We start from the raw sequence: 23,075 nt of genomic DNA, 5'->3' as shown, positions 1-23,075 counted from the left end.
ACCGGTTCCGGTTGCTGAGGGGTGGGGCGCGGACGGTGTTGCCGCGTCAGCAGACGCTGCGGGCGGTGGTCGACTGGTCCTGGGACCTCCTCGACCGGGACGAACGCACCGTCCTGCGCAGACTCTCCGTCTTCGCCGGCGGCTGCGATCCCCTGGCCGCCGAGGCCGTCTGCGGCGCCGGACCCGCCCCCGGAGAACCCGGCCCGTACGCCTCCGACCGGCCCGGCGGCCCGTACGACTCCGACCGCGTCCACGAGCCGTACGCCTCCGACCGGCCCGGTGGCTCGTACGACTCCGGTGTCTCCGGTGTCCCCGACGGCCTCGCCCCGCCGACGGCCGATCCGCTCACCGTCCTCGGCTCCCTGATCGACAAGTCGCTGGTGGTCGCCGAGCCGTGCGAACTCCCCGAAGGCCCGGTGATGCGCTACCGGCTGCTCGAAACCGTCGCCGAGTACGCCGCCGAACGGCTCGCCGAGGCCGGGGAGACCGCCGCCGTCCACCGCCGCCACCTCGTCCACTACCGCGAGCTGGCCCGGACCACCGACCCCATGCTGCGCGGCCCCCACCAGCGCGCCGCCCTCACGGTCTTCGGCGCGGAGTACGAGAATCTGCGGACCGCGCTCCGCCGGGCCGTCGCCGCCCGGGACGAGCACGAGACACTCGTTCTGGTGCTGTCCCTGTCCTGGTACTGGCAGTTGAAGGACCTCAGGACGGAGAGCTACCACTGGAGTACCGCCGCCCGCGAGCTGGGCCCCGACCCCTTCGCCCCCGGTACCGCCCCCGCCGGGCCCGTACCGGAACGGCTGACCGCCGCCCCGCCGCCGCTGCCGCCCGCTCTGCTCGCCGAGGCCCGGCGGGCCAACGACGTCCTGCGGACCGTCAGCGTCCACCGCGACGCCGATGTCTGGACCTCGCCCGAGCAGTCGGCGAGGCTGCGCCGGATCACCGAGGTCTACCGGCCCGGGCTGCCCCAGCTCTGCAACTACCCCGCCAGCCTCTGGTTCTTCGGTGTCCTGCTGACCGGCGATCTGCCCCGGCTGCGGATCGTCTTCGACAGCTATGTCGAGTCGTGCCGGAACTCCGGCGACGAATGGGGGCTGGCCTTCGCCCTCCAGGCCCGGTCCGGGATCGTCGCCAACGGGGCCACCTGGCCCGGGGACGCGCTCGCCGACGCGGACGAGGCGCTGGAGATCTTCGGCCGGATCGGCGACGACTTCGGTACGGCCGAGGCGCTGTCGTCCCGGGCCGAGGCCCGGGAGCGGCGCGGTGATCACACCGGAGCGGCGGAGGACTTCCTGGCCGCCGTCGAGCAGGCCGAACACATTGGCGCCGACGGCCAGGTCGCCCTGCTGCGGGCCCGGTACGGCGCGGCGCTGACGGAGCTGGCGGGGCCCGACGCCGTACGGGGCGAGGCCATCCTCCGCGAGGTCGTGACGGCCCAGGGCGACCGGATCCACGAGGCGACCGCGGTCTCCCGGATTCTGCTGGGGCTCTGGCTGGGGCGCACCGGGCGGCGGGACGAGGCCCGTTCGATGCTGACCGGGGTGGTGGCCCTCTTCGGCGGCAGCATGCTGCTGGTCTTCGAAGGCATGGTCCAGGGGTACATCGCCTGGCTCGACCATCTCGACGGCCGCCACCGGGGGGCGCTCGACGCCGCGGTCGGGGCGCTGCGGGCCGCGGAGCAGCCGCTCTGCGCCACGGTGGCCCCGCAGTTGCGCGCCACCCATGCCGTGACGGTGGCGGGCGCGCTGGCCGCCGTTCACCCGGCCCGTGTCGGGGAGGCCGTACGGCTGCTCGCGGCGGCCGACGCGGCCCGGTCGGCGCAGCCGCTGGCGGGCTGGGAGCGGGACGCCCGGCTGGCCGTGGAGGCGGAGCTGCGGGCCGTCGCGGGGGACGCCGCGTTCACCGCCGGGTACGAGAGCGGCGGCGGCCTCTCCGTGGAGGAGGCCGCCGCCGGGCTGTGACCACCGCCGTCCGGTGGCGGTACCGGGGCCGGTGGTGGGCCGGGTCGCCGCCGGTTCAGCTCTTGGTGCGGAACTTGGCGACGGCGAGCGGCGCGGTCACGGCGGTGATCAGTACGCTCCAGCCGAGGGTCATCAGTACGGCCTCGGCCACCGGATCGCCGTTGATCAGGGCCCGGGCCGCGTCGGCCAGGTTCGACAGCGGGTTGTACTCGGTGAACGACTCCAGCCAGCCGGGCATCGTCTCCGGCGGCGCGAAGATCGACGAGCCGAACTGGAGCGGCATCAGGACGATCATCGCCATGCCCTGGACGGCCTGCGGTGTCTGCATGGCGATGCCCAGCAGGATGAAGATCCACATCAGGGACGCGCCGAACAGCAGGGAGAGCCCCATGGCGGCCACGACTTCCAGTACGGACGTCTTGACCTCCATCCCGAGCAGGAAGCCCATGCCGAGCAGGATCAGCATCGCGATCAGCATCCGGCCGATCTCGACGACGATCTTCGCGATCAGGACCGAGGAGCGGGCGATCGGCATGGACCGGAAGCGGTCCATCACCCCCTTCTTGAAGTCGTCGTTGACGCCGGTTCCGACGGCCATGGCGACGTTCATGCCCATCATGGCCATCAGTCCGGGGACGACGTAGTTGACGTAGTGGTCCTGATTGCCCTTGCCGGAGATCGCGCCGCCGAAGACGTAGACGAAGAGCAGGGTGAAGACGATCGGCATCAGCAGGACGTCGAACATCGACTCCGGATCGTTTCTGATCTGGAGGGCGTTCCGGCGGACCAGGGCGCTGATGTGCCGGAGGTGGGCGCGGAGCGGGATCCGGCCCTCGTCCGCAAGCTTTCCGCCGGGCTGCCGCGCTTTCGGCGCGTTCTGTGCTTTCGGTGGGTTCGGGTTTGTTGTCGCGGGTGCCCGGCCGTCGCCGGTGTCCGGGGTCGTACGGGTACTGGTGCTCATGCCGCCGCCCTGTCTTCGTCGCGGTCGTTGTGGGGTTCCGTGGTCGCGGGCGCCCCGGTGATGGCGAGGAACACCTCGTCCAGGCTGGGGAGCTGGGTGCCGATGTCGGCGAGGTCGAAGCCGCGGTCGGCGAGTACCGCGATCACGGCGGTGAGCTGGGCGTCCGCCAGCAGCGGTACGTGCAGGGCGGTGCCGCCCGCGGCCACGGTGGAGCCGCTGATCCCATCGAGTCCGGTTTCGGCGAGCGCCCGGGCCATCGGCGCGAGGTCCGCCGGGTTCACCGGGGTGATCTCCAGGGTCCGGCCGCCGACCTTGGCCTTCAACTGGCTCACCCCGCCTTGTGCGACGACCCGGCCGCGGTCGATCACGGTCAGTTCATGGGCGAGTTGTTCGGCCTCTTCCATGTACTGGGTCGTCAGCAGCACGGTCGTCCCCTCGCCGACCATGGCCCGTACCTCGTCCCAGACCTCGTTGCGGGTCCGCGGGTCGAGACCGGTGGTGGGTTCGTCGAGATAGAGCACGGTGGGACGGCCCACCATGGAGGCGGCCAGATCGAGCCTGCGCCGCATGCCGCCGGAGTACGTCGCCGTGGCCCGCCGCCCGGCCTCGGTGAGGGAGAACCGCTCCAGGAGTTCGTCGGCGCGCTGCCGCGCGGTGCGGCGGGGCAGATCGAGCAGCCGCCCGATCATGTAGAGGTTCTCCCAGCCGGGCAGCTTCTCGTCCACGGAGGCGTACTGGCCGGTGAGTCCGATCACCCGGCGCAGGGCCCGGGGCTGGCGTACCACGTCGTATCCGGCGACGGTGGCGGTCCCGGAGTCGGGGATCAGCAGGGTGGAGAGGCAGCGGACGAGGGTGGTCTTTCCGGCGCCGTTGGGGCCGAGCACTCCGAGTACGGTGCCTTCGCGGACGTCGAGGTCCACCCCGTCGAGGGCCTTGGTCGTGCCGTAGTGCTTGACCAGCCCCCGCACCTCGACGGCGATTCCCCCGGCGCCCGGGGTCTTGTCGATGAGCGTCATGCCGTCCACGATGACGGGCGCCGCCGACAGGTCACCGACAGCTCACCGACACGGCCGGGGACGGCCCGACGGCCCGCCGGCGGGGGAGGGCCAGCGGGCCGTCGTCTTTACCGCGATGGTCCGAGGGAACCGAGTACCCCCTCAGGGCCCGGCTCCCGGAAAGGACGGGCGAACCTTCTCAAGCCGCGTGCCTCGGGGTGCCTCGTCCTGCCCTCGCGCTGGAGAGGGCGAGTGAGCCGAAGGGGCGCGCGGATTTCAGCAGGGAGAACGCGCGGAGATCGCGAGGTACGAGCGATCGAGCACGATCGACCGATGAAAACCGCTGAAGCGCCCCGGAGGTGAACCGAGCCACTAATGAAACGTGTGTTCTTCCTGGGGGAACGTTCCGCCTGATACGTCGTCCGCGAAGGCTTTGGCCGCGTCGCCGAGGGTGCGGCGGAGGTTGGCGTACTGCTTGGTGAATCGCGGTACTTTGCCGCTCGTGAGGCCCGCCATGTCGGTCCAGACGAGGACTTGTGCGTCGGTGCCGGGTCCGGCGCCGATGCCGATGGTGGGGATGTGGAGTGAGCGGGTGACTTCGGCGGCGAGTTCGGCGGGGACGAGTTCGAGTACGACGGCGAAGGCTCCGGCTTCCTGGGCGGCTTTGGCGTCGCGGAGCAGTCGGTGGGCGGCTTCGTCGCCCCGGCCCTGGACCCGGTATCCCATGGTGTTGACGGATTGTGGGGTGAGGCCGAGGTGGGACATGACGGGGATGCCGGCTTGGACGATCAGTTCGGTCTGGGGGAGGGACCGTTCGCCGCCTTCGAGTTTGACGGCGCCGACTCCGGCTTCTTTGACGAGGCGGGTCGCGTGGCGGAGTGCCTGGACGGGGCCTTCTTGGTAGGAGCCGAAGGGCAGGTCGCCGACGACGAGTGCGCGGGTGGTGCCGCGGACGACGGCGGCGGAGAGCAGCGTCATCTCGTCCATGGTGACGGGTACGGTGGTGTCGTAGCCGAGGTGGGTGTTGCCCATGGAGTCTCCGACGAGGATGACGGGGATGCCCGCTTCGTCGAAGACGGACGCGGTCATCGCGTCGTAGGCGGTGAGCATGGGCCACTTCTCGCCGCGTTCTTTGGCGGTGGCGATGTCGTGGACGGTGATGCGGCGCGTCCTGGTGCCGCCGTACAGCGTTGTGACGTTCTTGACGTCTTTTGTGGTACCGCTGTCGGCGGCGGCCTCGCGGGCAGCCTGAAGCGTCATGACCTACGGCTCCTTATGTCATCTCGTGGCGCCCTGACGGCGTCCCCGGATCACCCCCCATGGTGGCACTTCGTGCCGTGCTCTGGAAAGGGCGGGGCGCGCCGGGCGGTGCGGCGCGCCCGGCCGTCTGGTCGGTGTCCGGTGGGGTGTGCCGGGGGTCGGGTCCGGTGTTCCGTCCCCACCTGGGCGGATATGGGGGAACCGGTGGGCCCGCGTGGGGCGTCGTGGTGGAAGAAGGACCGCCCCGGGGCGGTGGACGAAGTACCGTCATCGCCTAGTGTCAGGGCCGAAGCCCGGTGCGTGACGGCGCGGAGACGCGTGACGGCGCGAATACGCAGTTGCAGTGAGGACGGCGGCGGATGGTTCAGGCGTACGAGACGGATACGGGGAGCGCTGGTCCGGAGGATCCGGGGCAACCGGTCGCCGGATCCGGGTCCCGGTTCCGGCGCCTGCGGACCATCGGCCCGTTCCGGCCGTGGCGGGCGGAGGGTGACGGCGGGAAGGGCCCTTGGCGGCGTGGGCTGGTGATCGCCGGTTGTGCCGTCGCGGTGGCGTTGCTGACGGCGCTGCACGCGCAGATTCCGAACCGGATAGGGAATCTCGGGTCTCTGTCGGAGACGTTTCTGCCGTGGCTGGTGGTGTTCACGGTGCCGCCGCTGCTGGTGGCGGCGTTGTGGCGGCGTTCGGGGACGGCGTTGCTGGCGCTGCTGCTGCCGGTCGTGGTCTGGCTGAATCTCTTCGGCGGGCTGATCGCGGACAAGTCGGCGGGTGGTGGGGATCTGACGGTCGCCAGCCATAACGTCAACGCGGGGAACCCTGATCCGGAGGGCACGGCGCGTGAGGTGGCCGGGGCGGGTGCGGATGTTCTGGCGTTGCAGGAGCTGGCCCACGGCCAGGTGAGTGCGTATCGGAACGCGCTCTCGGGGACGTACAAGTACCACTCGGTCCAGGGCACGGTCGGGCTGTGGAGCAAGTATCCGCTGAAGCAGGTCGCCCCGGTGGACATCCGGATGGGGTGGACCCGGGCGATGCGGGCCACGGTCGCCACCCCGCAGGGCGATGTCGCGGTCTATGTGGCCCATATGCCGTCCGTGCGGGTCAAGATGAACGCCGGGTTCACCGCCAACGAGCGGGACAAGAGCGCGGACGCGCTCGGTGAGGCGATCGCCATGGAGGAGACCGCTCATGTGGTGCTGCTGGGTGATCTCAACGGCACGATGAACGACCGGGCGCTCCGGGCGATCACGTCGCAGATGCGGTCGACGCAGGGCGCGGCGGGTGACGGTTTCGGTTTCAGCTGGCCCGCGTCGTTCCCGATGGCCAGGATCGATCAGATTCTGGTGAAGGGGGCGGAGCCGGTGGGTTCCTGGACGCTGCCGCGTACGGACAGTGACCATCTGCCGATAGCGGCGAGTATCAAGCTGCGCTGACGGGCCGGGCCCGTACGCGTGAGGCCGTCCCGGGACCGTCCGGGGCGGCCTCTTCTTCGCTCCTCGAAGTGAACAAAGTGTTCACAACGTTTCGTTGGCAATAAAGTGTTGACGGGGTGGGGCGCGGCTGCGTACGGTCCGGAGTATGGACGAATCCGCCGGTACGGCCTCCGATGTCTTCAACCCCGCCGCGCCCGCCGCCGCCCGGGCGGCCCGGGAGTTCGCCGCCCTGGCGCGGATCGACGAGCGTCATGCCTCGACCGAGGTGCGCCGCCGTCGGCACGTCGGTCAGCCGATGGTCACCCCGCATGAGGCGGTGGCCCTGACGGTGGCGCTCGCGGCCGGTCCCGGGCTGCTGGAGGAGGGGGAGCCGGAGATCGACCGGAACGATCTCGTGGCCGCCCTCACCCTGGTCGCCAGGGCGCGCGGCGATCTGGACGTGCTGGAGGAGTCGCTGCTCTCGATGGCCCACGGCCGGGGGCTCACCTGGCAGGAGATCGCCTTCGGGCTCGGCCTCGGCAGTACCCAGGCGGCCCGGCAGCGCCATGAGCGCCTCCGGGCGCGGGTGGCGGGCCGGGACTGACCCCGGCCCCCGGTCCCGGCCCCGGTCCCGGCTGGTTCCGGGCGGTACGCCGACGCCCCCGCCGCTCCGGTGACGGAAGCGTACGGGGGCGTACGGCGTGTACGGGGGCGTACGGGACGAGCGCTCGGCCCGGCTGCCGGTGGGCGTCAGGCGTGTTCCCGCCACCGGTTGGTGATGGGCAGCCGCCGGTCCTTGCCGAACCCCTTCGCGGAGATCTTGGTGCCCGGCGGGTACTGCCGCCGCTTGTACTCGGCGGTGTCCACCAGCCGCAGCACCCGGGCGACGAGTTCCTCGTCGTACCCGGCGGCGACGATCTCGGCCCGGCCCCGGTCCCGGTCGACGTACAGCTCCAGGATTCCGTCGAGGACGTCGTAGTCGGGCAGCGAGTCGGTGTCGACCTGGTCCGGGCGCAGCTCGGCGCTGGGCGGCTTGGTGATCGACGCCTCCGGGATCGGCGGGGTCTCACCGCGTTCGGCGGCGACCCGGTTCCGCCACCTGGCCAGCCGGAACACGGTCGACTTGTAGACGTCCTTGATGGGCCCGTACGCGCCGACGGAGTCGCCGTAGAGGGTGGAGTAGCCCACCGCCAGCTCGGACTTGTTGCCCGGGGCGAGGACGATGTGGCCCTCCTGGTTGGAGACCGCCATCAGCAGGGTGCCGCGCAGCCGGGACTGGAGGTTCTCCTCGGCGAGGCCGGTGAGTCCGAGCGCCCCCATATAGGCGTCGAACATCGGCTCGATGGAGACGGTACGGAAGTGCAGCCCGGTCCGGCGGGCCAGCTCCGCCGCGTCGCCCTTGGAGTGGTCCGACGAGTACTTCGACGGCATCGAGATCCCGTGGACGTGCTCGGCGCCCAGCGCGTCCACCGCGATCGCGGCCACCAGCGCCGAGTCGATCCCGCCGGAGAGCCCGATCACCACCGAACGGAATCCGTTCTTCAGGGTGTAGGCGCGCAACCCGGTGACCAGTGCCGCGTACACCTCGGCGTCGTCGTCGAGGCGCTCGGCGCGGGACCCGGCGGCCGGTTCGGGGGCGTAGGGCGCCACCGGCTCGGCCGAGATCGTGACGTGTTCGATCCGCAGCCCGTCGTCGACGGTCCCGGCCGGTACCGGGCCCGCCGCCTCCAGGTCCAGATCCACGATCATCGTGGTCTCCTCGAACTGCGGAGCCCGGGCGATCACCTCGCCCGCCGCGTCCACGACGATGGAGTCCCCGTCGTAGACCAGCTCGTCCTGCCCGCCGATCATGGCGCAGTACGCGACCGGGCAGCCCGCCTCCTGGGCGCGCTTGCGCACCAGTTCGAGCCGGGTGTCGTCCTTGTCGCGCTCGTACGGCGAGGCGTTGATCGAGACCAGCAGCCCGGCCCCGGCGGAACGGGCGGCGGGCACCCGGCCGCCGTCCTGCCAGAGGTCCTCGCAGATCGCCAGCGCCACATCGACGCCCCCGACCCGGATCACCGGCAGCGTGTCGCCGGGCACGAAGTAACGGAACTCGTCGAAGACGCCGTAGTTGGGGAGGTGGTGCTTGGCGAAGGCGAGCACCACCTCGCCGCCGTGCAGTACGGCCGCCGCGTCCCGGGGCGCGCCCGCGGGCTGGCCGTACTTCGGCTGGGCGGTGTCGGAGCGGTCGAGATAGCCGACGATCACCGGTACGCCGCCCAGCCCCTCGTCCGCGAGCCGGGCCGCGAGGGCGCGCAGGGCGTCCCGGGAGGCGTTGACGAAGGACGACCGCAGGGCGAGGTCCTCGACGGGGTAGCCGGTGAGCGTCATCTCCGGGAAGGCCACGAGATGCGCGCCCCGCTCGGCCGCCTGCCGGGTCCGGCGGACGACCGCGTCGGCGTTGCCGCCGAGGTCGCCGACCGTGGAGTCGATCTGATTCAGGGCGAGACGTAGTTGAGGCACGGCCTCAGTCTAATCGTCTTTCTGACGCGATGTCCCGGCCGGGCGGTGTGGGCCGCCCCACGCGGGCGGTACGGGGGCGGGGCGCCGGGCTCGTACGGCGGCGGTCGGCCCCGGGCCCGTACGCGGCCCGTACGGGGTCCCGGTTCGGCGCGGACGGTCCGCCGCCGCGCCCCTCGGCCGGGCGCGCGGACGCCGCCGGGGGCGGGGCGGCCCACCCCCGGCGGCGTTCCGCGGGGGCTGTTACCTCCGGTAGCCCAGGACCGTCATCATGCCCGCCTCCGCGTGGTAGACGTTGTGGCAGTGGATCATCCACAGGCCCGGGTTGTCCGCGTCGAAGTCCGCGGTCAGCGTGCCGTTGGGGAGGATGACCGCGGTGTCCTTCCGGGCCCCGCCCGCCGTGTTCGCCACGGCGAAGGTGTGGCCGTGCAGATGCAGCGGGTGCCACATCTCCGTCGGGTTGCGGAAGACCAGCCGGACCCGTTCGCCCGCGCGGACCTCGTGGCGCTGGTCGGCGGTGTACGGCTTCTTGTCGAACGCCCAGTCGTACATCTCCATCCCGCCGGTCAGCTCGATCCTGATCTCGCGGTCCGGCTTGCGGGCGGGCAGCGCCACCGACGCGTGGGCGCGCAGCTTGTCCCCGGTGAGCACCCGCCGGGTCAGCTCCGCGGGCCGTACGTTCGCCGCCGGGGCCGCGCCGCCGCCGGTCCGCAGCAGCGCCAGCGCTGTGGCGTTCTTGCCCTCGGCCAGCGCCACCAGCGGAAACACCCCGTCGCCCGCCGTCACCAGGACGTCGTACCGCTCGCCCATGCCCAGCAGCAGGGCGTCGGTCTCCCGCTGGACGACGGGGAAGCCGTCCGAGTGGGTCACCGTCATCCGGTGGCCGCCGAGGGCGATCCGGAAGGCGGTGTCACCGCCCGCGTTGATGATCCGCAGCCGGATCCGGGTGCCGGGCTTCGCGGTGAAGGAGGTGGGCGCCTGCGGCGTCCGGCCGTTGATCAGATAGTGGGGGTACGCCACGTCTCCCGCGTCGCCGCCGAGCAGATCGCTCTTGGCGCCCATCATCATCCGCGAAGGACCGTCGCCGGGCCCCGGCGACTTCGTCGCGGCCGTCTTCCGGCCGCCCATCCCGGTCATGCCGTGGCCCTCGTGACCGCCGCCGCCCATGCCCTTGCTCAGCTCGGCGAGTACCGCGTCGGGCGTGGAGCCGTCGATGCCGTCGACCCAGTCGTCGAGGACGACCACCCACTCCTCGTCGTACTTCAGCGGCTCCTTCGGGTCCTCCACGATCAGCGGCGCGTACAGCCCCCGGTCCTGCTGGACGCCCGAGTGGGGGTGGAACCAGTACGTGCCGGGATGCGGCACGGCGAACCGGTAGTCGAAGGTCGCGCCCGCCTTGACCGGCGCCTGGGTCAGCCCCGGCACGCCGTCCATGTCGTTGCGGAGGGCGAGCCCGTGCCAGTGCAGGGACGTCGTGTCGGGCAGATTGTTGGCGAGGGTGAGGGCCAGGGTGTCCCCGGCGGTCACCCGGACCTCCTGGCCGGGCAGCCGGTCGCCGTACGCCCAGGTCCGCACGGACCGGCCGCCAATGTCCAGGGTCGCGGCCGTGGCCGTCAGCCGGACCTTGCGCTCCGGGCCGTTGCCCCGCTTCGCCTCGGCCGCCTTCACCTCGGGGCCGTCCGGCGCCACGAAACCGCCGGGCGCCCCGGCCTGCTTCGGCGCGCCGCCCCGGCCGCCGCCGTTGTGCCCGGCGTGGCCGCCCCCGCCCCCGCCGCCGTCGCCGGAGCAGGCGGCCAGCGCGGCCGAACCGGCCACGGCGAGGGACGCGCCCAGCAGGGCGCGGCGATTGAGGAACTTGTTCGTACTCATGGCAGAAACACCTCGTGCTGTCGGTAATGCGATGACCGGCCCCGGTCCGGGCCGTACGGATCCGTCACACGGGCCACCCCTTCCGGGCGGCCGCGTGCTTCTAGATCCGCAGCACCGACAGCTGTGCGAGACGTATCCGGGGCGGTGGCGGCGGCGGACCCGCCCGGGCCGCGACGGAGGTGACCCCGGCGCGCGGGGCGAGCCCCGCCGTACCGCGTCGCCGGAGCCAGGCCCCGGCGACCACGAGCAGGGCGCAGCCGAAGACCCCGAGGACGGCGAGACAGACCGTGGTCGGGTCCATCGAGCCGGGCCCGGGTACGGCTCCCCGGGCGACGGGCAGCACCACCGGGGGCCGCGCCTCGGCGGCTCCGGGGGCCCATGAGACGGGGGAGGCGTGGGAGACGGCCGAATCGAGGGCCGCGGCCGGGGTGTGTACGTCCCCCTGTGACGTCAGCGGCGGCATCGGCGACGCAGAGGGCGTCGTATGCGCGGCCGGAGTCGTACCCCCGCCGTGTCCCGACGAGGGGTGGCCCACGGTGTGCATGGTGACCACGCCGAAGAGCAGCGCGAGGAAGAGCGTCAGCCGCCCCGCGTGCCTTCCGTGACCCCTCACCATGATCCGCATACTACCCCCACCGGGTATACGGGCGGGGGTCGTCGGGGCCGGTTCGGTCAACTGTGCGGGATCATGGACGGATGATCCCCGCACTCATAGCCGTCGGCGCCCTCGTCTACACCGCCTGGCTCCTCGAAGTCGTCCTGGCGACGGGGCTGGACCCGGTGGGGACGTACGTCAGTGAACTCGCGGCCGAGGACCAGCCCTTCGGTACGTTCTTCCGGAGCGCCGACCTGGCCGCCGGTTCCCTGGTCCTCGCGGGTGCCGTCTGGGCCCTGGTCCGCGCGGTCCGGGGTCCGCGCGAACCCTGGACCCTGATCGGCTGGGCGGGTGTCGCCTTCTTCGGCGCCGCCACCGCCGTCGACTCCCGGCTGCCGCTGAGCTGCACACCCACCGCCGACCCGGAGTGCGCCGCCCGGGAGGCCGCGGGCCTGGTGCCCGCCACCCACACCGCGCACGCCGTCAGCAGCTCGCTCGCCATGACCGGGGCCCTGATCGGCATCGTCGGACTCACCTTCGCGGCCCGCCGCTACGGGCGGCTGCCCGAGGTGGCCCGGTTCGGCCCGGCCCTCGTCGTCCTCGAACTGGCCGCGACCGGCTGGACCCTGGGCTCCATCGCCGCCTTCGAGGCCGGGCACGGGACCTGGGGCCTGGGCGTCGGGCAGCGGTTGCAGGTCCTCTTCGTGGCCGTCTGGCTGGGGCTGCTGGCGCTGTCGCTGGCCCGGGAGACGAAGCCGGACCCGGGGACCGGTCCGGCCCGGGAAGCGGATCCGGGTACCGGGCGGCCGGAGGCGGTGACGGGGTGAGGGACGGGTCGATGTTCGTCCGGGTCGGCGGCATACCGCACCATGTGGCTGTGGCGGGCGAGGGGCCCGTCGTCGTGCTCAGTGCCGGGCTCGGGCTCGGCTGGTTCGACTGGGACCCGGTCGTCCCGCTGCTCACCCCGTACCGCACCGTCGTCCGCTTCGACCGTCCCGGCCACGGGCTCAGCGCCCCGGCGGGCGCCCCGCCCACCGCCGCGGGGGAGGCCCGGCGGATCACCGGGATCCTCGACGCGCTGGGCCTCGGGGACCGCCCGGCCACCGTCGTCGGCCACTCCGTCGCCGGCTTCCACGCCGAGGCGTACGCCCGGCTCCACCCCGGCCGGACCACCGGCATCGTCCTGGTCGACTCCAGCGTCGAGGAACGGGCCGTCGCCCCGGCCGTGCCCGCCCTGCGGACCGCCGCGGCCCGCGCGGTCGGCGGGGCGCTGGGCGCCCTCGGGGTCCCGGCCGCGTTCGGGCCCCCGGTACGGCGGCTCGCGGTCCGCGTCTCCCGTACCGGCGGCGGCGATCCGGCCCCCGCCGAACTGATCCGCGCCGTCTACGGCACCACCCGCGTCCTGCGCGGCGCCCTGCTGGAGAACGCCCACTACACGGCCGTCGCCGCCGAACTCCTCGCCCTGCGCGAGCGCCGCCCGCTGCCGCCGGGCGCGCCCGTGACCGTACTCGCCGCGACCGCCGGGGGGCGGCGCTGGACCGCGCGGCAGCGGGACCTCGCCCTGACCCTGGACGCCCGGTTCCGCGCCATCGGCCCGTCCGGGCATCTGATGATGCTGGACCGCCCGGACGCGGTCGCCCGGGCGGTCCTGGAGTCGGGGCCGCCACCGCCCGGCGGGGGCGCCGGGAGCGGCCGGGGTCAGGAGGACCGGGCGTAGACCCGCTCCGCCCAGCCCGCGAGCTGGTCCTCCGACAGATGCTGCGCCAGATCCGCCTCACTGATCATGCCGACCAGCCGCTTGTCCTCGATCACCGGCAGCCGCCGGATCTGGTGCTCCTCCATCTCGTGCAGTACGTCGTCCACACCCGCGTCCGCCGCGATCCAGCGCGGCGTGCCCCGGGCCATCTCCCCGGCGGTCACCTTCGCCGGGTCGTGCCCGAGCGCCACACAGCCGACGACGATGTCCCGGTCGGTGAGGATGCCGCAGAGCCGTTCGTCGGCGTCGGCGATCGGCAGCGCCCCGACATCCAGCCGGGCCATCAGCTGGGCCGCCCGGTCGAGGGTCTCGTGGGCCGGGATCCACTGGGCCCCGGGGTGCATGATGTCCTTGGCTGTGGTCATGGCGTTCGCGTCTCCTCACGGTCGGCGTGCGACACCGTCCCCCGGGGTCGGCGGGCCGGTGCGCCGGTACGTTCCCCATGGTGGTTCCGCCGTTCGGGTGAGGCGACCGCGCTGAGCCGAACGGGTGACGCCGACGGCGTCCGGCCCGGCCGGGGACCGGAACGGACCGGAGTGGGAACGGACGGCACGAGGAGAGAGGGGGACCGGGAGCGATGCCCCGGCTGACCTTGCGTATCACCGGAGAGGAGCTGCCCGGCACCGACCTGGGCGGCTTCCACCACATCCATGTCGGGGCCCAGCGCCGCCGCGAGCCCGATCAGCTGGTACGGGCCGAAGCGGGTACGACGGCGGTCTTCGAGATCCCCGTGGAGACCGTGACCGGCACCGACGGTGCCACCGACTTCCGGGGGCCGTACGTCCAGGGCCCGCGCGGCGCCCGGTTCGTCTATCTCACCTGGGGCGAACTGCCGCCGGACGGCACCTTCGCGATGTTCCGCCGAGCCAAGATCTTCCTGGCCGATCTCCCGGCGGAGGCGGCGGCCGGAGGGGTCGCCGAGACCTGGGTCGGGCTCACCGACGAGCGGGGGATGCCCCGGTGCGCCGGGCTCAGGCCCCCGCTGATCAGCTGGACGCTGAGCCGGCCCGACGGGGACCGCCGCGAGGCTCCGGGGCCGTAAGGCCGCCCTCTGATACGGGAGGCGTACGGCCCCGGAGCCCGCGCCCGGCTCCACGACGGTCCGGACGGTGCCGTAGCGACGCCCCGGGCGGTGCCGCTACGGCGCGGGCGCGGAGCCGTGACGGCGCGAACGGAGCCGTAGGCCCGGCGCACTACGAACGCGGCCGGGTGCCCCGTTCCTTCAGCAGATCGGCCATCAGATCCAGCTCGGAACGCTGGCCCTGCACCATGCCCTCGGCGAGCTGCCGCTGCGCCCCGGGGGAGCAGAGGTCCACACACCCCTCGGCCATGTCGACGCCGCCCTTGTGGTGGGCGGTCATCAGCTGGAGGTACTCCACCTCGGCCGCCTTCCCCTTCAGGGTGCTCAGCCGCTCCAGCTGTTCGGGCGTGGCCATCCCCGGCATCCGGACGTCATTCGTCTTCGCCGTGTGCCCGTCATGGGCGTCGCTGCCCGACATCCAGGCCATCGGCTCCCGCTCGGGCGCGACCGGCGTGAGCCCCCACTGGTCCAGCCAGCCGAGCATCATGCCCCGCTGATTGGCCTGGGTGTTGATGATGTCGTACGCCAGCCGCCGGATCTCCTCGTTCTCCGTCCGGTCCCGGACGATGAACGACATCTCCACCGCCTGCTGGTGGTGGACCGACATATCGCGGGCGAACCCGGCGTCCGCCGAGTCCGTCGCCGGGGCGGCGGACCCGGACCCGGAATCACCGCCGCCCGCCGACGCCACCGTGGCCGCCCCGGCGAAGATGAGGGCGGCGGCCACGGCCGTGGCCGCGATCCAGCGCGTCCCGTTCATCACGGTCACTTCCCGGTCACCCCGCCCGAGCAGGTGGCGCCCTTCTCCGGGGTCTGCTCACCGAGGACGTACTTGCCGAAGAACTTGTTCACCCGGGGGTCGTCCGCCGACTCCACCGTGAGCTGCTTGCCCCAGGCCGTCAGCATGATCGGGCCCGTCTGGTCCTTGTACGGGCTCATCAGGGAGTAGGCGGTCTTCCCGACCTTCTTCTCCAGCTTCTCCACATCGGCCTTGGCCGCCTTGTCGGTGTAGGTGACCCAGACCGCGCCGTGCTCCATCGAGTGGACGGCGTTCTCGTTGGGGATCGGCTCCTTGTAGACCTTGGCGTCGCAGTTCATCCAGTTGGTGTGGTGGTCGCCGCCGACCGGGGGCTTGTCCGGGTAGCTCACGGCGCCCTTCACATGGTTGGCGGTGAGCTTCTTGGCATCCCACACCTTCTCGCCCGTGATGGGCTCCTTGCGCTCCGCGACGGCCTGCTTCTCCTCCGCGTTCTCCTGGTTGATCACATAGACGCCGAAGCCGACGAGACCGGCGACGACCACACCGCTGATCCCGATCGTCACGATCCGGTTGCGCCGCTCACGGGCGGCCTCCAGCTTCCGGGCCGCCTCTATTCGGGCTCTGCGGTCGTGGGCCGCGTTGTTCTTGGTGTAGCCGGGGGAGTTCTTACGGGAAGTCATGGGGGTGAGTCCTTCGTCAAGGGGGGATCCGCTGCCACATGAGGCTGCGAGCAGCGGCGGGAAGAGGCAAGAGGCCGACCGGAACCCATCGGACGCGATGCGATCCGTGGTTCGGTTTCCGGTCCGTCGTCTCTTCCTAGATCCGCAGCACTTGGAGGACGTGCAGGCCGGGCGCGCGCGGCCGGGCGTCGGTACGGGCCGGGCCGCCGGGGCCGGAGGGAGTCGCGACACCCGGTCGCGGCTCCCCGGCGAGCGGCGCGGTGTCCAGCGGCGGCGCGGTGAGCACCGCCGCGCCCACGACGGGATGGAGCCCGCACGGGCCACCGTCGTTGGGGCAGACGAAGGAGGGCAGACCGTCGGGCGGCAGGGAGCCGGTCACCGAGATGACCCCGAGCCCCCGGTCGCGCTCCGGGTGATGGCCGTCGGCGGCGATGCTCAGACAGAGCACGAGCGCGCCGATGAGCGTCGCGGCGGCACTCAGCAGTGCCACGGGACGCGTACAGCGGCTGAGGCGGCGGAGCCGGGGACCCCCCATAGCCGCTGATCGTAGCGACGGTCGCGGGCGGGCACCTCACACGGGGCGGAAATCACCGTCCCGGGAGCCGGTGAACCGAGCCGGAGACACGCCGGAGGCACGGCGGCGGGCACCGGCCCCGGCCGCTCCGGCGGCGGTTCGCGGGCGGGCGCGCGGGGCGCGCGGAACGGCCCGTACGGCCCGGTGGGAGCGCCTTCGTGTCCCGTACGGCCCGGCGGGCGCACCCGTCACGGGGGCCTCGGGGTCGTCGCCGACGGGACTCTGACACACAATGGGGCTCGGCCCGGGTACGCAACCTGCCGGAAACCCGTGGGTGCGATGCTCCTCGTGGTGTTCAGGTGCTTCGGGCGCGCCCGGGGGAGCGCGCCGGGCTCGACCGGCAACGATTGGGTGGAAGAGGAAGCCGCAATGGACAAGCAGCAGGAATTTGTGCTCCGGACCCTGGAGGAGCGCGACATCCGCTTCGTGCGCCTGTGGTTCACCGATGTGCTGGGCTTCCTGAAGTCCGTCGCCGTCGCCCCCGCCGAACTCGAACAGGCATTCGATGAGGGGATCGGTTTCGACGGCTCCGCCATCGAGGGATTCGCCCGGGTCTACGAATCCGACATGATCGCCAAGCCGGACCCCGGCACGTTCCAGATCCTGCCCTGGCGCGCCGAGGCCCCCGGCACGGCCCGGATGTTCTGCGACATCCTGATGCCGGACGGTTCACCGTCCTTCGCGGACCCCCGCTATGTCCTCAAGCGCATGCTGGCGAAGGCGTCCGACCTCGGGTTCACCTTCTACACCCACCCCGAGATCGAGTTCTTCCTGCTGAAGGACAAGCCGGTCGACGGCAGCCGCCCCGTACCGGCCGACAACTCCGGCTACTTCGACCACACCCCGCAGAACGTCGGGATGGACTTCCGCCGCCAGGCGATCACCATGCTGGAGTCCATGGGCATCTCGGTCGAGTTCAGCCACCACGAGGGCGCCCCGGGCCAGCAGGAGATCGATCTGCGGTACGCCGACGCCCTCTCCACGGCCGACAACATCATGACGTTCCGGCTGGTGATGAAGCAGGTGGCACTGGAGCAGGGCGTCCAGGCGACGTTTATGCCGAAACCGTTCAGCGAGTACCCCGGCTCCGGGATGCACACCCATCTCTCCCTCTTCGAGGGCGACCGGAACGCCTTCTACGAATCCGGCGCCGAGTACCAGCTCTCCAAGATCGGCCGCTCGTTCATCGCCGGACTCCTCCGCCACGCCGCCGAGATCTCCGCCGTCACCAATCAGTGGGTCAACTCCTACAAGCGGATCTGGGGCGGCTCGGCCCGCAGCGCCGGAGCGGGCGGCGAGGCCCCCTCGTACATCTGCTGGGGCCACAACAACCGCTCGGCGCTGATCCGGGTCCCGATGTACAAGCCGGGCAAGACCGGCTCGTCCCGGGTGGAGATGCGCTCCATCGACTCCGGCGCCAACCCCTATCTGACCTACGCCGTGCTGCTCGCCGCCGGACTGCGCGGCATCGAACAGGGCTACGAGCTGCCGCCCGGCGCCGACGACGACGTCTGGGCGCTCTCCGACGCCGAACGCCGCGCGATGGGCATCGAACCGCTGCCGCAGAACCTCGGCGAGGCGATCTCCCTGATGGAGCGGAGCGAACTGGTCGCCGAGACACTGGGCGAACACGTCTTCGACTTCTTCCTCCGCAACAAGAAGCAGGAGTGGGAGGAGTACCGCTCCGAGGTCACCGCCTTCGAACTGCGGAAGAACCTGCCCGTCCTCTGACGCCCCGCGGCCCCGGGCGCCCGGTCCCGCCCCCGACATGCGGAAAGCGCCGGGGGCGGTGACCCTGGAACTGCGGGGGCGCGCAGTGCGGCGAAAGGGTGACCCCATGTCCGTGATGGACAAGCTGAAGCAGTTGCTGAAGGGCCACGAGTCAAAGGCGGACACCGCCGTCGACAAGGCGGGCGACACCTTCGACGCCAGGACCCAGGGCAAGTACAGCGGCCATGTCGACAAGGTCCAGGACCAGGTGAAGAAGCAGTACGGCGGGGGCGGCCAGGGCGGTGGCACCGGCGGCGCGCCCGGTGGCGGGGCCGGTCCCGGCGACCCGCCGCCGCAGGGCTGACGTACGCGGCGGAGACGGTACGCGGCCGGGACCCCGGTGAGTCCGGGGTCCCGGCCGCGTGGGTGTCTCCGCCGCGTATTTCGGCGAACTCGGGCCCGCTACCGCTCGGAGAGCGGCGACGGTGCCTCCTGGACCGCCCAGCCGTTGCCGTCAGGATCCGAGAAGAAGAGGAACGAGTTCCACTCCCCGCCCTTCCCCTCGGTCCAGCCGTTCTCCCCGAGATGCGTCACCTCGGAGACCTCCACGCCCCCGGCCATCAGCGCCTCCCGGGCGGCCTCGATGTCCGTGACGCAGAGCTGGAGTCCGCGTACCGAACCCGGCTCCCCCTGGGCCTGGGCCGGGTGGGGCGGGAAGCCGCTGTTCATGGCGATGGAACAGCGCGAACCCGGCGGCGTCAGCTGGACCACCCGGATTCCGGGGGCGACCTCCTGGTCGAGATCGGCCCGGAAACCGCAGCCCTCGACGTAGAACCGCTTGGCGCGGTCGAGGTCGGACACCGGCAGATTGACGACTTCCAGGGTGATGTCCACGGCGGGACTCCTTCGTGTCGGTGGGTTCGTTGAGGCTGGGACGGGTGAGCGGGTCAGCCGGTGGCGGCGGGGAAGCGGAAGCGGGTCTGCGCGTACGGATCCTTCGCGAAGCCGAAGACCGTACGGGGCGCGACCCGGAACGCCGGGGCCGGGCCGCCGTCCCCCACGAGGACGCCGTCACCCACCTCGAACGTCCAGTCCGGGCCGTACTTCGCCAGATACGCGCCGGCCAGCGCGCGGAGCCGGTCCGGGTCCGTCAGCGGGACCGCCGTTCCCTCCACCACCAGATCGTGGCCCTCGGTCAGGGAGCTGTTCCCGGTGGTGAGGACGACCTCCGCGTTGTTCCGGAGATTGCGCGCCTTGCGCTCGTCCGGGCCCGTACAGAAGTGCAGGGCGCCGTCGAGCCAGACCGCGATCAGCGGGGTGACGTGCGGGCGGCCGTCGGGCCGCACGGTCGACAGCCAGAACACCTCGGCCCCGGTGAGCGTCCGTTCGGCCGCCGCCCAGTCGAGGGGGTGGGCGGCGGGGTCGCTGAAGCGGGGGTCGATCTCGGTACGCGGTACGGATGAATCGGTCATGACGTGCCTTTCCTGCTGAGGGTCCTGCCGACGCCCGGGTGCGTCGTGTGATGGACCGGAACGGGTACCGCGACTCATCGGTGAACGCGCCGCCGACGCATTTAATCACTCATATGTTCGATTGCCGATGTGCTCAGTCTGGCACGAACGGACGCCGTCCGCCGGGAGTTCGGGATCATCCGATCGCGTGTCGTACACCGTGCGCGGAGCGTCCCGTACGGGTCCCGACCCCGGCCGTCCCCCGGTCCTCGTCCCCGGCCCGCGACCCGCCGGAGCCCCGCCGGAGACCCGGATCACGGTGACTCCGGATGAGCGACCCACGGGACTTTGGCTAGGCTCGATGCCCTGACCAACACCCTGGGACGGGAGCGGCGGAATGACGACGGTGCCGGTACCGGGACGCCGAAGCAGTACCTTCACCCGACTGCTGCGGTACGGATTCACCGACCCCGCCGCCGCCGGACAGCTGCTCGCCCTCCCCGCGCTCGCCCCCGTCGGCGCCGACGGCCTGCTGCTCGACGCGCTCGGCGCCACCGCCGACCCCGATCTCGCCCTCGCCGGACTCGCCCGGATCGTCGAGGCCCAGCCCGACGGCGACGACCGGGTACTCATCGACACCCTCACCACCGCCAAACCCCTGCGCGACCGACTCCTCGGCGTCCTCGGCGCCTCCGAGGCCCTCGGCGACCACCTCGCCCGGCACCCCGGCGACTGGCGGGCCCTCGCCACCTACGAATCGGCCGACCTCAACCCCGGCGTACCCGAGTTCGAAAACTGCCTGGCCGACGCCGCCGACCCCGTCTCCCTGCGCGTCGCCTACCGCCGCTGCCTCCTCGCCATCGCCGCCCGCGACGTCTGCGGCACCACCGACGTCGCCCAGACCGCCGCCGAACTCGCCGACCTCGCCGTCGCCACCCTCCGTGCCGCGCTCGCCATCGCCCGCGCCGCCGCCCCCGAGGACGCGGGCCACTGCCGGCTCGCCGTCATCGCCCTCGGCAAATGCGGCGGCCGGGAACTCAACTACGTCTCCGACGTGGACGTCGTCTTCGTCGCCGAACCCGCCGGAGGCGCCGACGAGAACACCGGACTGCGCGCCGCCACCCGGCTCGCCTCCCACCTCATGCGGATCTGCTCCGAGACCACCGTCGAAGGCACCATCTGGCCCGTCGACGCCAACCTCCGCCCCGAAGGCCGCAACGGGCCCCTCGTCCGCACCCTCTCCAGCCATCTCGCCTACTACCAGCGCTGGGCCAAGACCTGGGAGTTCCAGGCCCTCCTCAAAGCCCGTGCCGTCGCCGGGGACCCCCTCCTCGGCGAGGAGTACATCGAAGCCCTCTCACCCATGGTGTGGCAGGCCGCCGAACGCGAGAACTTCGTCCCCGACGTCCAGAAGATGCGCCGCCGCGTCATCGACAACATCCCCGCCGCCGAGGTCGAACGCGAACTGAAACTCGGCCCCGGCGGGCTCCGGGACGTCGAATTCGCGGTCCAGCTCCTCCAGCTCGTCCACGGCCGCAGCGATACCGGCCTCCACAGCGGCAGCACCCTCGACGCCCTCCAGGCCCTCGCCGAAGGCGGCTACGTGGGCCGCGTCGACGCCGCCCAGCTCGACGACGCGTACCGCTTCCTGCGCGTCATGGAACACCGGATCCAGCTCTTCCGGCTCCGCCGCACCCACCTCGTCCCCGAGGACCCCGCCGAACTGCGCCGACTCGGCCGCTCCCTCGGCTTCCGCGCCGACCCCGTCACCGAACTCAACCGCGAATGGCGACGACACGCCTCCGTCGTCCGCCGACTCCACGAGAAACTCTTCTACCGGCCCCTCCTCGACGCCGTCGCCCAACTCGCCCCCGGCGAGGCCCGCCTCAGCACCAAAGCCGCCGGACAGCGCCTCGAAGCCCTCGGCTACGCCGATCCGGCCGCCGCGCTCCGGCACATCGAGGCCCTGGCCTCCGGTGTCACCCGCAAAGCCGCCATCCAGCGCACCCTGCTGCCCGTCCTCCTCGGCTGGTTCGCCGACTCCGCCGACCCCGACGCCGGACTCCTCGGCTTCCGCAAGGTCTCCGACGCCCTCGGCAAAACCCCCTGGTACCTGCGGCTGCTCCGGGACGAGGGCGCCGCCGCCGAGAACCTGGCCCGGGTACTGTCCGCCGGACGGCTCGCCCCCGACCTGCTGCTCCGCGCCCCCGAAGCGGTCGCCATCCTCGGCGACCCCGGCGGGCTCACCCCCCGGACCCGGGCCCACCTCGAACCCGAGATCCTCGCCGCCGTCGGCCGCGCCGACACCGCCGAGGCGGCGGTCGCGGCGGCCCGCGGCGTCCGGCGCCGCGAACTGTTCCGTACCGCCGCCGCCGACCTGATCGCCTCCTACGGCACCGAGGACAACCCCGCCGAAGCCGACACCGGCGCCCTCGTCGACCAGATCGGCGGCGCCCTCACCGACCTCACCGCCGCCACCCTCGCGGGCGCCCTCCGGGCCGCCGTACGGGCCCGCTGGGGCGATGAACTCCCCACCCGCTTCGCCGTCATCGGCATGGGCCGCTTCGGCGGCCACGAACTCTCCTACGGCTCCGACGCCGACGTCCTCTTCGTCCACGAACCCCGCGAAGGCGTCGACGACCAGGAAGCCGCCCGCGCCGCCGGACTCGTCGTCGAGGAGATGCGCCGACTCCTCCAGCTCCCCACCGCCGACCCGCCGCTCCTCATCGACGCCGACCTCCGCCCCGAAGGCAAGAGCGGCCCCCTCGTCCGCTCCCTCGCCTCCTACGAGGCGTACTACCGCCGCTGGTCCCTCGTCTGGGAGAGCCAGGCCCTCCTGCGCGCCGAACCCATGGCCGGTGACCCCGGCCTCGGCGCCCGGTTCATGGCCCTCGCCGACCCCCTCCGCTACCCCGCCGAAGGACTCGGCGACGACGCCGTACGCGAGATCCGCCGCCTCAAGGCCCGGATGGAATCCGAACGCCTGCCGCGCGGCGCCGACCCCACCCTCCACACCAAACTCGGCCGGGGCGGCCTCAGCGACGTCGAATGGACCGTCCAACTCCTCCAGATGCGCCACGGCTGGTCCGAACCCGGCCTCCGCACCACCCGCACCCGCGAAGCCCTCGCCGCCGCCCACGCCGCGGACCTCATCGCCGCCGAGGACGCCCAGATCCTCGACGAGGCATGGGTCCTCGCGACCCGGGTCCGCAACGCGGTGATGCTGGTCCGCGGCCGTCCCTCCGACACCTTCCCCTCGGACACCCGCGAACTCTCCGCCGTCGCCCGCTACCTGGGCTTCGCCCCCGGCCACGCGGGCGACATGCTGGACACGTACCGCAGGGTGACGCGCCGGGCGAGGGGAGTGGTGGAGACCCTCTTCTACGACACGTGATCGCCTCCCGCTGAGGGTTCCCGCGACCCGGGTCCCGCCCGGCGGCCTGGTGTTGTTCGCGGTCTGCGGACCGTGGGTGGCCTGTCTCGCAGTTCCCCGAGCCCCTGGTTGCCC

At 72.3% G+C, this 23,075-nt stretch carries 21 protein-coding genes; 9 read left to right on the top strand and 12 right to left on the bottom strand.

The genetic code is table 11. The features are described from left to right. Positions 1-1,964, top strand: a 1,964-nt coding sequence (locus AB0G74_RS18310; protein WP_361147238.1) for a hypothetical protein, incomplete at its 5' end; no start/stop codon positions are given. Between the two features lie 55 nt (positions 1,965-2,019). Here AB0G74_RS18310 and AB0G74_RS18305 read toward each other — a convergent pair. The 3 genes from AB0G74_RS18305 to panB all read right to left on the bottom strand — a co-directional run bounded on the left by AB0G74_RS18305 (position 2,020) and on the right by panB (position 5,180). Further along, positions 2,020-2,925, bottom strand: coding sequence for an ABC transporter permease (locus tag AB0G74_RS18305; protein WP_361147235.1), 906 nt, complete (start codon positions 2,923-2,925; stop codon positions 2,020-2,022). After that, positions 2,922-3,941: an ATP-binding cassette domain-containing protein gene (locus AB0G74_RS18300; RefSeq protein ID WP_361147232.1), complete on the bottom strand. Its 1,020-nt coding sequence runs from the start codon at positions 3,939-3,941 to the stop codon at positions 2,922-2,924. Before AB0G74_RS18300 ends, AB0G74_RS18305 begins: the two co-directional genes overlap by 4 nt. 351 nt (positions 3,942-4,292) lie before the next feature. Next, complete coding sequence (gene panB / locus AB0G74_RS18295; protein ID WP_361147229.1) at positions 4,293-5,180, bottom strand: 3-methyl-2-oxobutanoate hydroxymethyltransferase; 888 nt, start codon at positions 5,178-5,180, stop codon at positions 4,293-4,295. A 359-nt stretch (positions 5,181-5,539) separates the two neighbouring features. On the opposite strand from panB, the gene AB0G74_RS18290 reads away from it, so the two are divergent. Together AB0G74_RS18290 and AB0G74_RS18285 are read left to right on the top strand one after the other, a co-directional pair. After that, complete coding sequence (locus AB0G74_RS18290; protein WP_361147226.1) at positions 5,540-6,610, top strand: endonuclease/exonuclease/phosphatase family protein; 1,071 nt, start codon at positions 5,540-5,542, stop codon at positions 6,608-6,610. A 145-nt stretch (positions 6,611-6,755) separates the two neighbouring features. Further along, positions 6,756-7,193: a DNA-binding protein gene (locus AB0G74_RS18285; RefSeq protein WP_361147223.1), complete on the top strand. Its 438-nt coding sequence runs from the start codon at positions 6,756-6,758 to the stop codon at positions 7,191-7,193. 146 nt (positions 7,194-7,339) lie between these two features. On the opposite strand, the gene AB0G74_RS18280 is transcribed toward AB0G74_RS18285, so the two are convergent. The 3 genes from AB0G74_RS18280 to AB0G74_RS18270 form a co-directional block, all read right to left on the bottom strand. Next, positions 7,340-9,094, bottom strand: a complete 1,755-nt coding sequence (locus AB0G74_RS18280) for an NAD+ synthase (protein ID WP_361147220.1) — start codon at positions 9,092-9,094, stop codon at positions 7,340-7,342. A gap of 240 nt (positions 9,095-9,334) precedes the next feature. Further along, entirely contained in the window at positions 9,335-10,960 is a 1,626-nt protein-coding gene (locus AB0G74_RS18275) for a multicopper oxidase family protein (protein WP_361147217.1), read from the bottom strand. Positions 10,961-11,060: 100 nt separating this feature from the next. Next, on the bottom strand, positions 11,061-11,576 hold the full coding sequence (locus AB0G74_RS18270) for a hypothetical protein (protein ID WP_361147214.1): 516 nt from the start codon (positions 11,574-11,576) through the stop codon (positions 11,061-11,063). Positions 11,577-11,656: 80 nt separating this feature from the next. On the opposite strand from AB0G74_RS18270, the gene AB0G74_RS18265 reads away from it, so the two are divergent. After that, positions 11,657-12,382 carry a DUF998 domain-containing protein gene (locus AB0G74_RS18265; protein WP_361147211.1) on the top strand — a complete coding sequence of 242 codons (726 nt, stop codon included), beginning with the start codon at positions 11,657-11,659 and terminating at the stop codon, positions 12,380-12,382. A gap of 11 nt (positions 12,383-12,393) precedes the next feature. Further along, positions 12,394-13,272 carry an alpha/beta hydrolase gene (locus tag AB0G74_RS18260; protein WP_361147208.1) on the top strand — a complete coding sequence of 293 codons (879 nt, stop codon included), beginning with the start codon at positions 12,394-12,396 and terminating at the stop codon, positions 13,270-13,272. Here AB0G74_RS18260 and AB0G74_RS18255 read toward each other — a convergent pair. After that, positions 13,254-13,676, bottom strand: a complete 423-nt coding sequence (locus tag AB0G74_RS18255) for a CBS domain-containing protein (RefSeq protein ID WP_361147206.1) — start codon at positions 13,674-13,676, stop codon at positions 13,254-13,256. The two genes, AB0G74_RS18260 and AB0G74_RS18255, sit on opposite strands and share 19 nt — an antisense overlap. Positions 13,677-13,888: 212 nt before the next feature. On the opposite strand from AB0G74_RS18255, the gene AB0G74_RS18250 reads away from it, so the two are divergent. Then, positions 13,889-14,353 (top strand): DUF5990 family protein, encoded by a 465-nt coding sequence (locus AB0G74_RS18250; RefSeq protein WP_361147204.1) that lies wholly within the window; start codon positions 13,889-13,891, stop codon positions 14,351-14,353. A 151-nt stretch (positions 14,354-14,504) separates the two neighbouring features. Here AB0G74_RS18250 and AB0G74_RS18245 read toward each other — a convergent pair whose 3' ends face one another. The 3 genes from AB0G74_RS18245 to AB0G74_RS18235 form a co-directional block, all read right to left on the bottom strand. Beyond that, the gene (locus tag AB0G74_RS18245) at positions 14,505-15,152 is read right to left on the bottom strand and encodes a DUF305 domain-containing protein (protein ID WP_361147201.1); all 648 of its coding nucleotides are present in this window, start codon (positions 15,150-15,152) and stop codon (positions 14,505-14,507) included. Between the two features lie 5 nt (positions 15,153-15,157). Next, positions 15,158-15,832 (bottom strand): DUF3105 domain-containing protein, encoded by a 675-nt coding sequence (locus AB0G74_RS18240; RefSeq protein WP_361147197.1) that lies wholly within the window; start codon positions 15,830-15,832, stop codon positions 15,158-15,160. A 136-nt stretch (positions 15,833-15,968) separates the two neighbouring features. Further along, complete coding sequence (locus AB0G74_RS18235; RefSeq protein WP_361147194.1) at positions 15,969-16,367, bottom strand: hypothetical protein; 399 nt, start codon at positions 16,365-16,367, stop codon at positions 15,969-15,971. Positions 16,368-16,775: 408 nt separating this feature from the next. Here AB0G74_RS18235 and glnA point away from each other — a divergent pair, with 408 nt between their 5' ends. Together glnA and AB0G74_RS18225 are read left to right on the top strand one after the other, a co-directional pair. Next, positions 16,776-18,137: a type I glutamate--ammonia ligase gene (glnA, locus tag AB0G74_RS18230; protein WP_358829000.1), complete on the top strand. Its 1,362-nt coding sequence runs from the start codon at positions 16,776-16,778 to the stop codon at positions 18,135-18,137. A gap of 106 nt (positions 18,138-18,243) precedes the next feature. Beyond that, complete coding sequence (locus AB0G74_RS18225) at positions 18,244-18,480, top strand: antitoxin (protein ID WP_361147190.1); 237 nt, start codon at positions 18,244-18,246, stop codon at positions 18,478-18,480. A 98-nt stretch (positions 18,481-18,578) separates the two neighbouring features. On the opposite strand, the gene AB0G74_RS18220 is transcribed toward AB0G74_RS18225, so the two are convergent. After that, positions 18,579-19,010, bottom strand: coding sequence for a VOC family protein (locus tag AB0G74_RS18220; RefSeq protein ID WP_361147187.1), 432 nt, complete (start codon positions 19,008-19,010; stop codon positions 18,579-18,581). A 53-nt stretch (positions 19,011-19,063) separates the two neighbouring features. Next, on the bottom strand, positions 19,064-19,588 hold the full coding sequence (locus AB0G74_RS18215) for a pyridoxamine 5'-phosphate oxidase family protein (protein WP_361147184.1): 525 nt from the start codon (positions 19,586-19,588) through the stop codon (positions 19,064-19,066). A 376-nt stretch (positions 19,589-19,964) separates the two neighbouring features. Here AB0G74_RS18215 and AB0G74_RS18210 point away from each other — a divergent pair, with 376 nt between their 5' ends. Further along, complete coding sequence (locus AB0G74_RS18210; protein ID WP_361147181.1) at positions 19,965-22,961, top strand: bifunctional [glutamine synthetase] adenylyltransferase/[glutamine synthetase]-adenylyl-L-tyrosine phosphorylase; 2,997 nt, start codon at positions 19,965-19,967, stop codon at positions 22,959-22,961. Positions 22,962-23,075 lie beyond the last annotated feature (114 nt).

The sequence above is a fragment of the Streptomyces sp. NPDC020875 genome (assembly GCF_040641415.1).
In the GTDB taxonomy this organism is placed as follows: Bacteria; Actinomycetota; Actinomycetes; order Streptomycetales; family Streptomycetaceae; genus Streptomyces.
This window is presented reverse-complemented; position numbering and strand designations above follow the sequence as displayed.

Bases quoted from the DNA above. Each gene is read 5' to 3' on its own strand.
- AB0G74_RS18240 (WP_361147197.1), bottom strand. From the start codon at position 15,832: ATGACTTCCCGTAAGAACTCCCCCGGCTACACCAAGAACAACGCGGCC.
- AB0G74_RS18245 (WP_361147201.1), bottom strand. From the start codon at position 15,152: ATGAACGGGACGCGCTGGATCGCGGCCACGGCCGTGGCCGCCGCCCTC.
- AB0G74_RS18265 (WP_361147211.1), top strand. From the start codon at position 11,657: ATGATCCCCGCACTCATAGCCGTCGGCGCCCTCGTCTACACCGCCTGG.
- AB0G74_RS18305 (WP_361147235.1), bottom strand. From the start codon at position 2,925: ATGAGCACCAGTACCCGTACGACCCCGGACACCGGCGACGGCCGGGCA.
- panB (WP_361147229.1), bottom strand. From the start codon at position 5,180: ATGACGCTTCAGGCTGCCCGCGAGGCCGCCGCCGACAGCGGTACCACA.
- AB0G74_RS18275 (WP_361147217.1), bottom strand. From the start codon at position 10,960: ATGAGTACGAACAAGTTCCTCAATCGCCGCGCCCTGCTGGGCGCGTCC.
- AB0G74_RS18255 (WP_361147206.1), bottom strand. From the start codon at position 13,676: ATGACCACAGCCAAGGACATCATGCACCCCGGGGCCCAGTGGATCCCG.
- AB0G74_RS18260 (WP_361147208.1), top strand. From the start codon at position 12,394: ATGTTCGTCCGGGTCGGCGGCATACCGCACCATGTGGCTGTGGCGGGC.
- AB0G74_RS18215 (WP_361147184.1), bottom strand. From the start codon at position 19,588: ATGACCGATTCATCCGTACCGCGTACCGAGATCGACCCCCGCTTCAGC.
- AB0G74_RS18270 (WP_361147214.1), bottom strand. From the start codon at position 11,576: ATGGTGAGGGGTCACGGAAGGCACGCGGGGCGGCTGACGCTCTTCCTC.
- AB0G74_RS18210 (WP_361147181.1), top strand. From the start codon at position 19,965: ATGACGACGGTGCCGGTACCGGGACGCCGAAGCAGTACCTTCACCCGA.
- AB0G74_RS18235 (WP_361147194.1), bottom strand. From the start codon at position 16,367: ATGGGGGGTCCCCGGCTCCGCCGCCTCAGCCGCTGTACGCGTCCCGTG.
- AB0G74_RS18290 (WP_361147226.1), top strand. From the start codon at position 5,540: ATGGTTCAGGCGTACGAGACGGATACGGGGAGCGCTGGTCCGGAGGAT.
- AB0G74_RS18285 (WP_361147223.1), top strand. From the start codon at position 6,756: ATGGACGAATCCGCCGGTACGGCCTCCGATGTCTTCAACCCCGCCGCG.
- AB0G74_RS18250 (WP_361147204.1), top strand. From the start codon at position 13,889: ATGCCCCGGCTGACCTTGCGTATCACCGGAGAGGAGCTGCCCGGCACC.
- AB0G74_RS18300 (WP_361147232.1), bottom strand. From the start codon at position 3,941: ATGACGCTCATCGACAAGACCCCGGGCGCCGGGGGAATCGCCGTCGAG.
- glnA (WP_358829000.1), top strand. From the start codon at position 16,776: ATGGACAAGCAGCAGGAATTTGTGCTCCGGACCCTGGAGGAGCGCGAC.
- AB0G74_RS18225 (WP_361147190.1), top strand. From the start codon at position 18,244: ATGTCCGTGATGGACAAGCTGAAGCAGTTGCTGAAGGGCCACGAGTCA.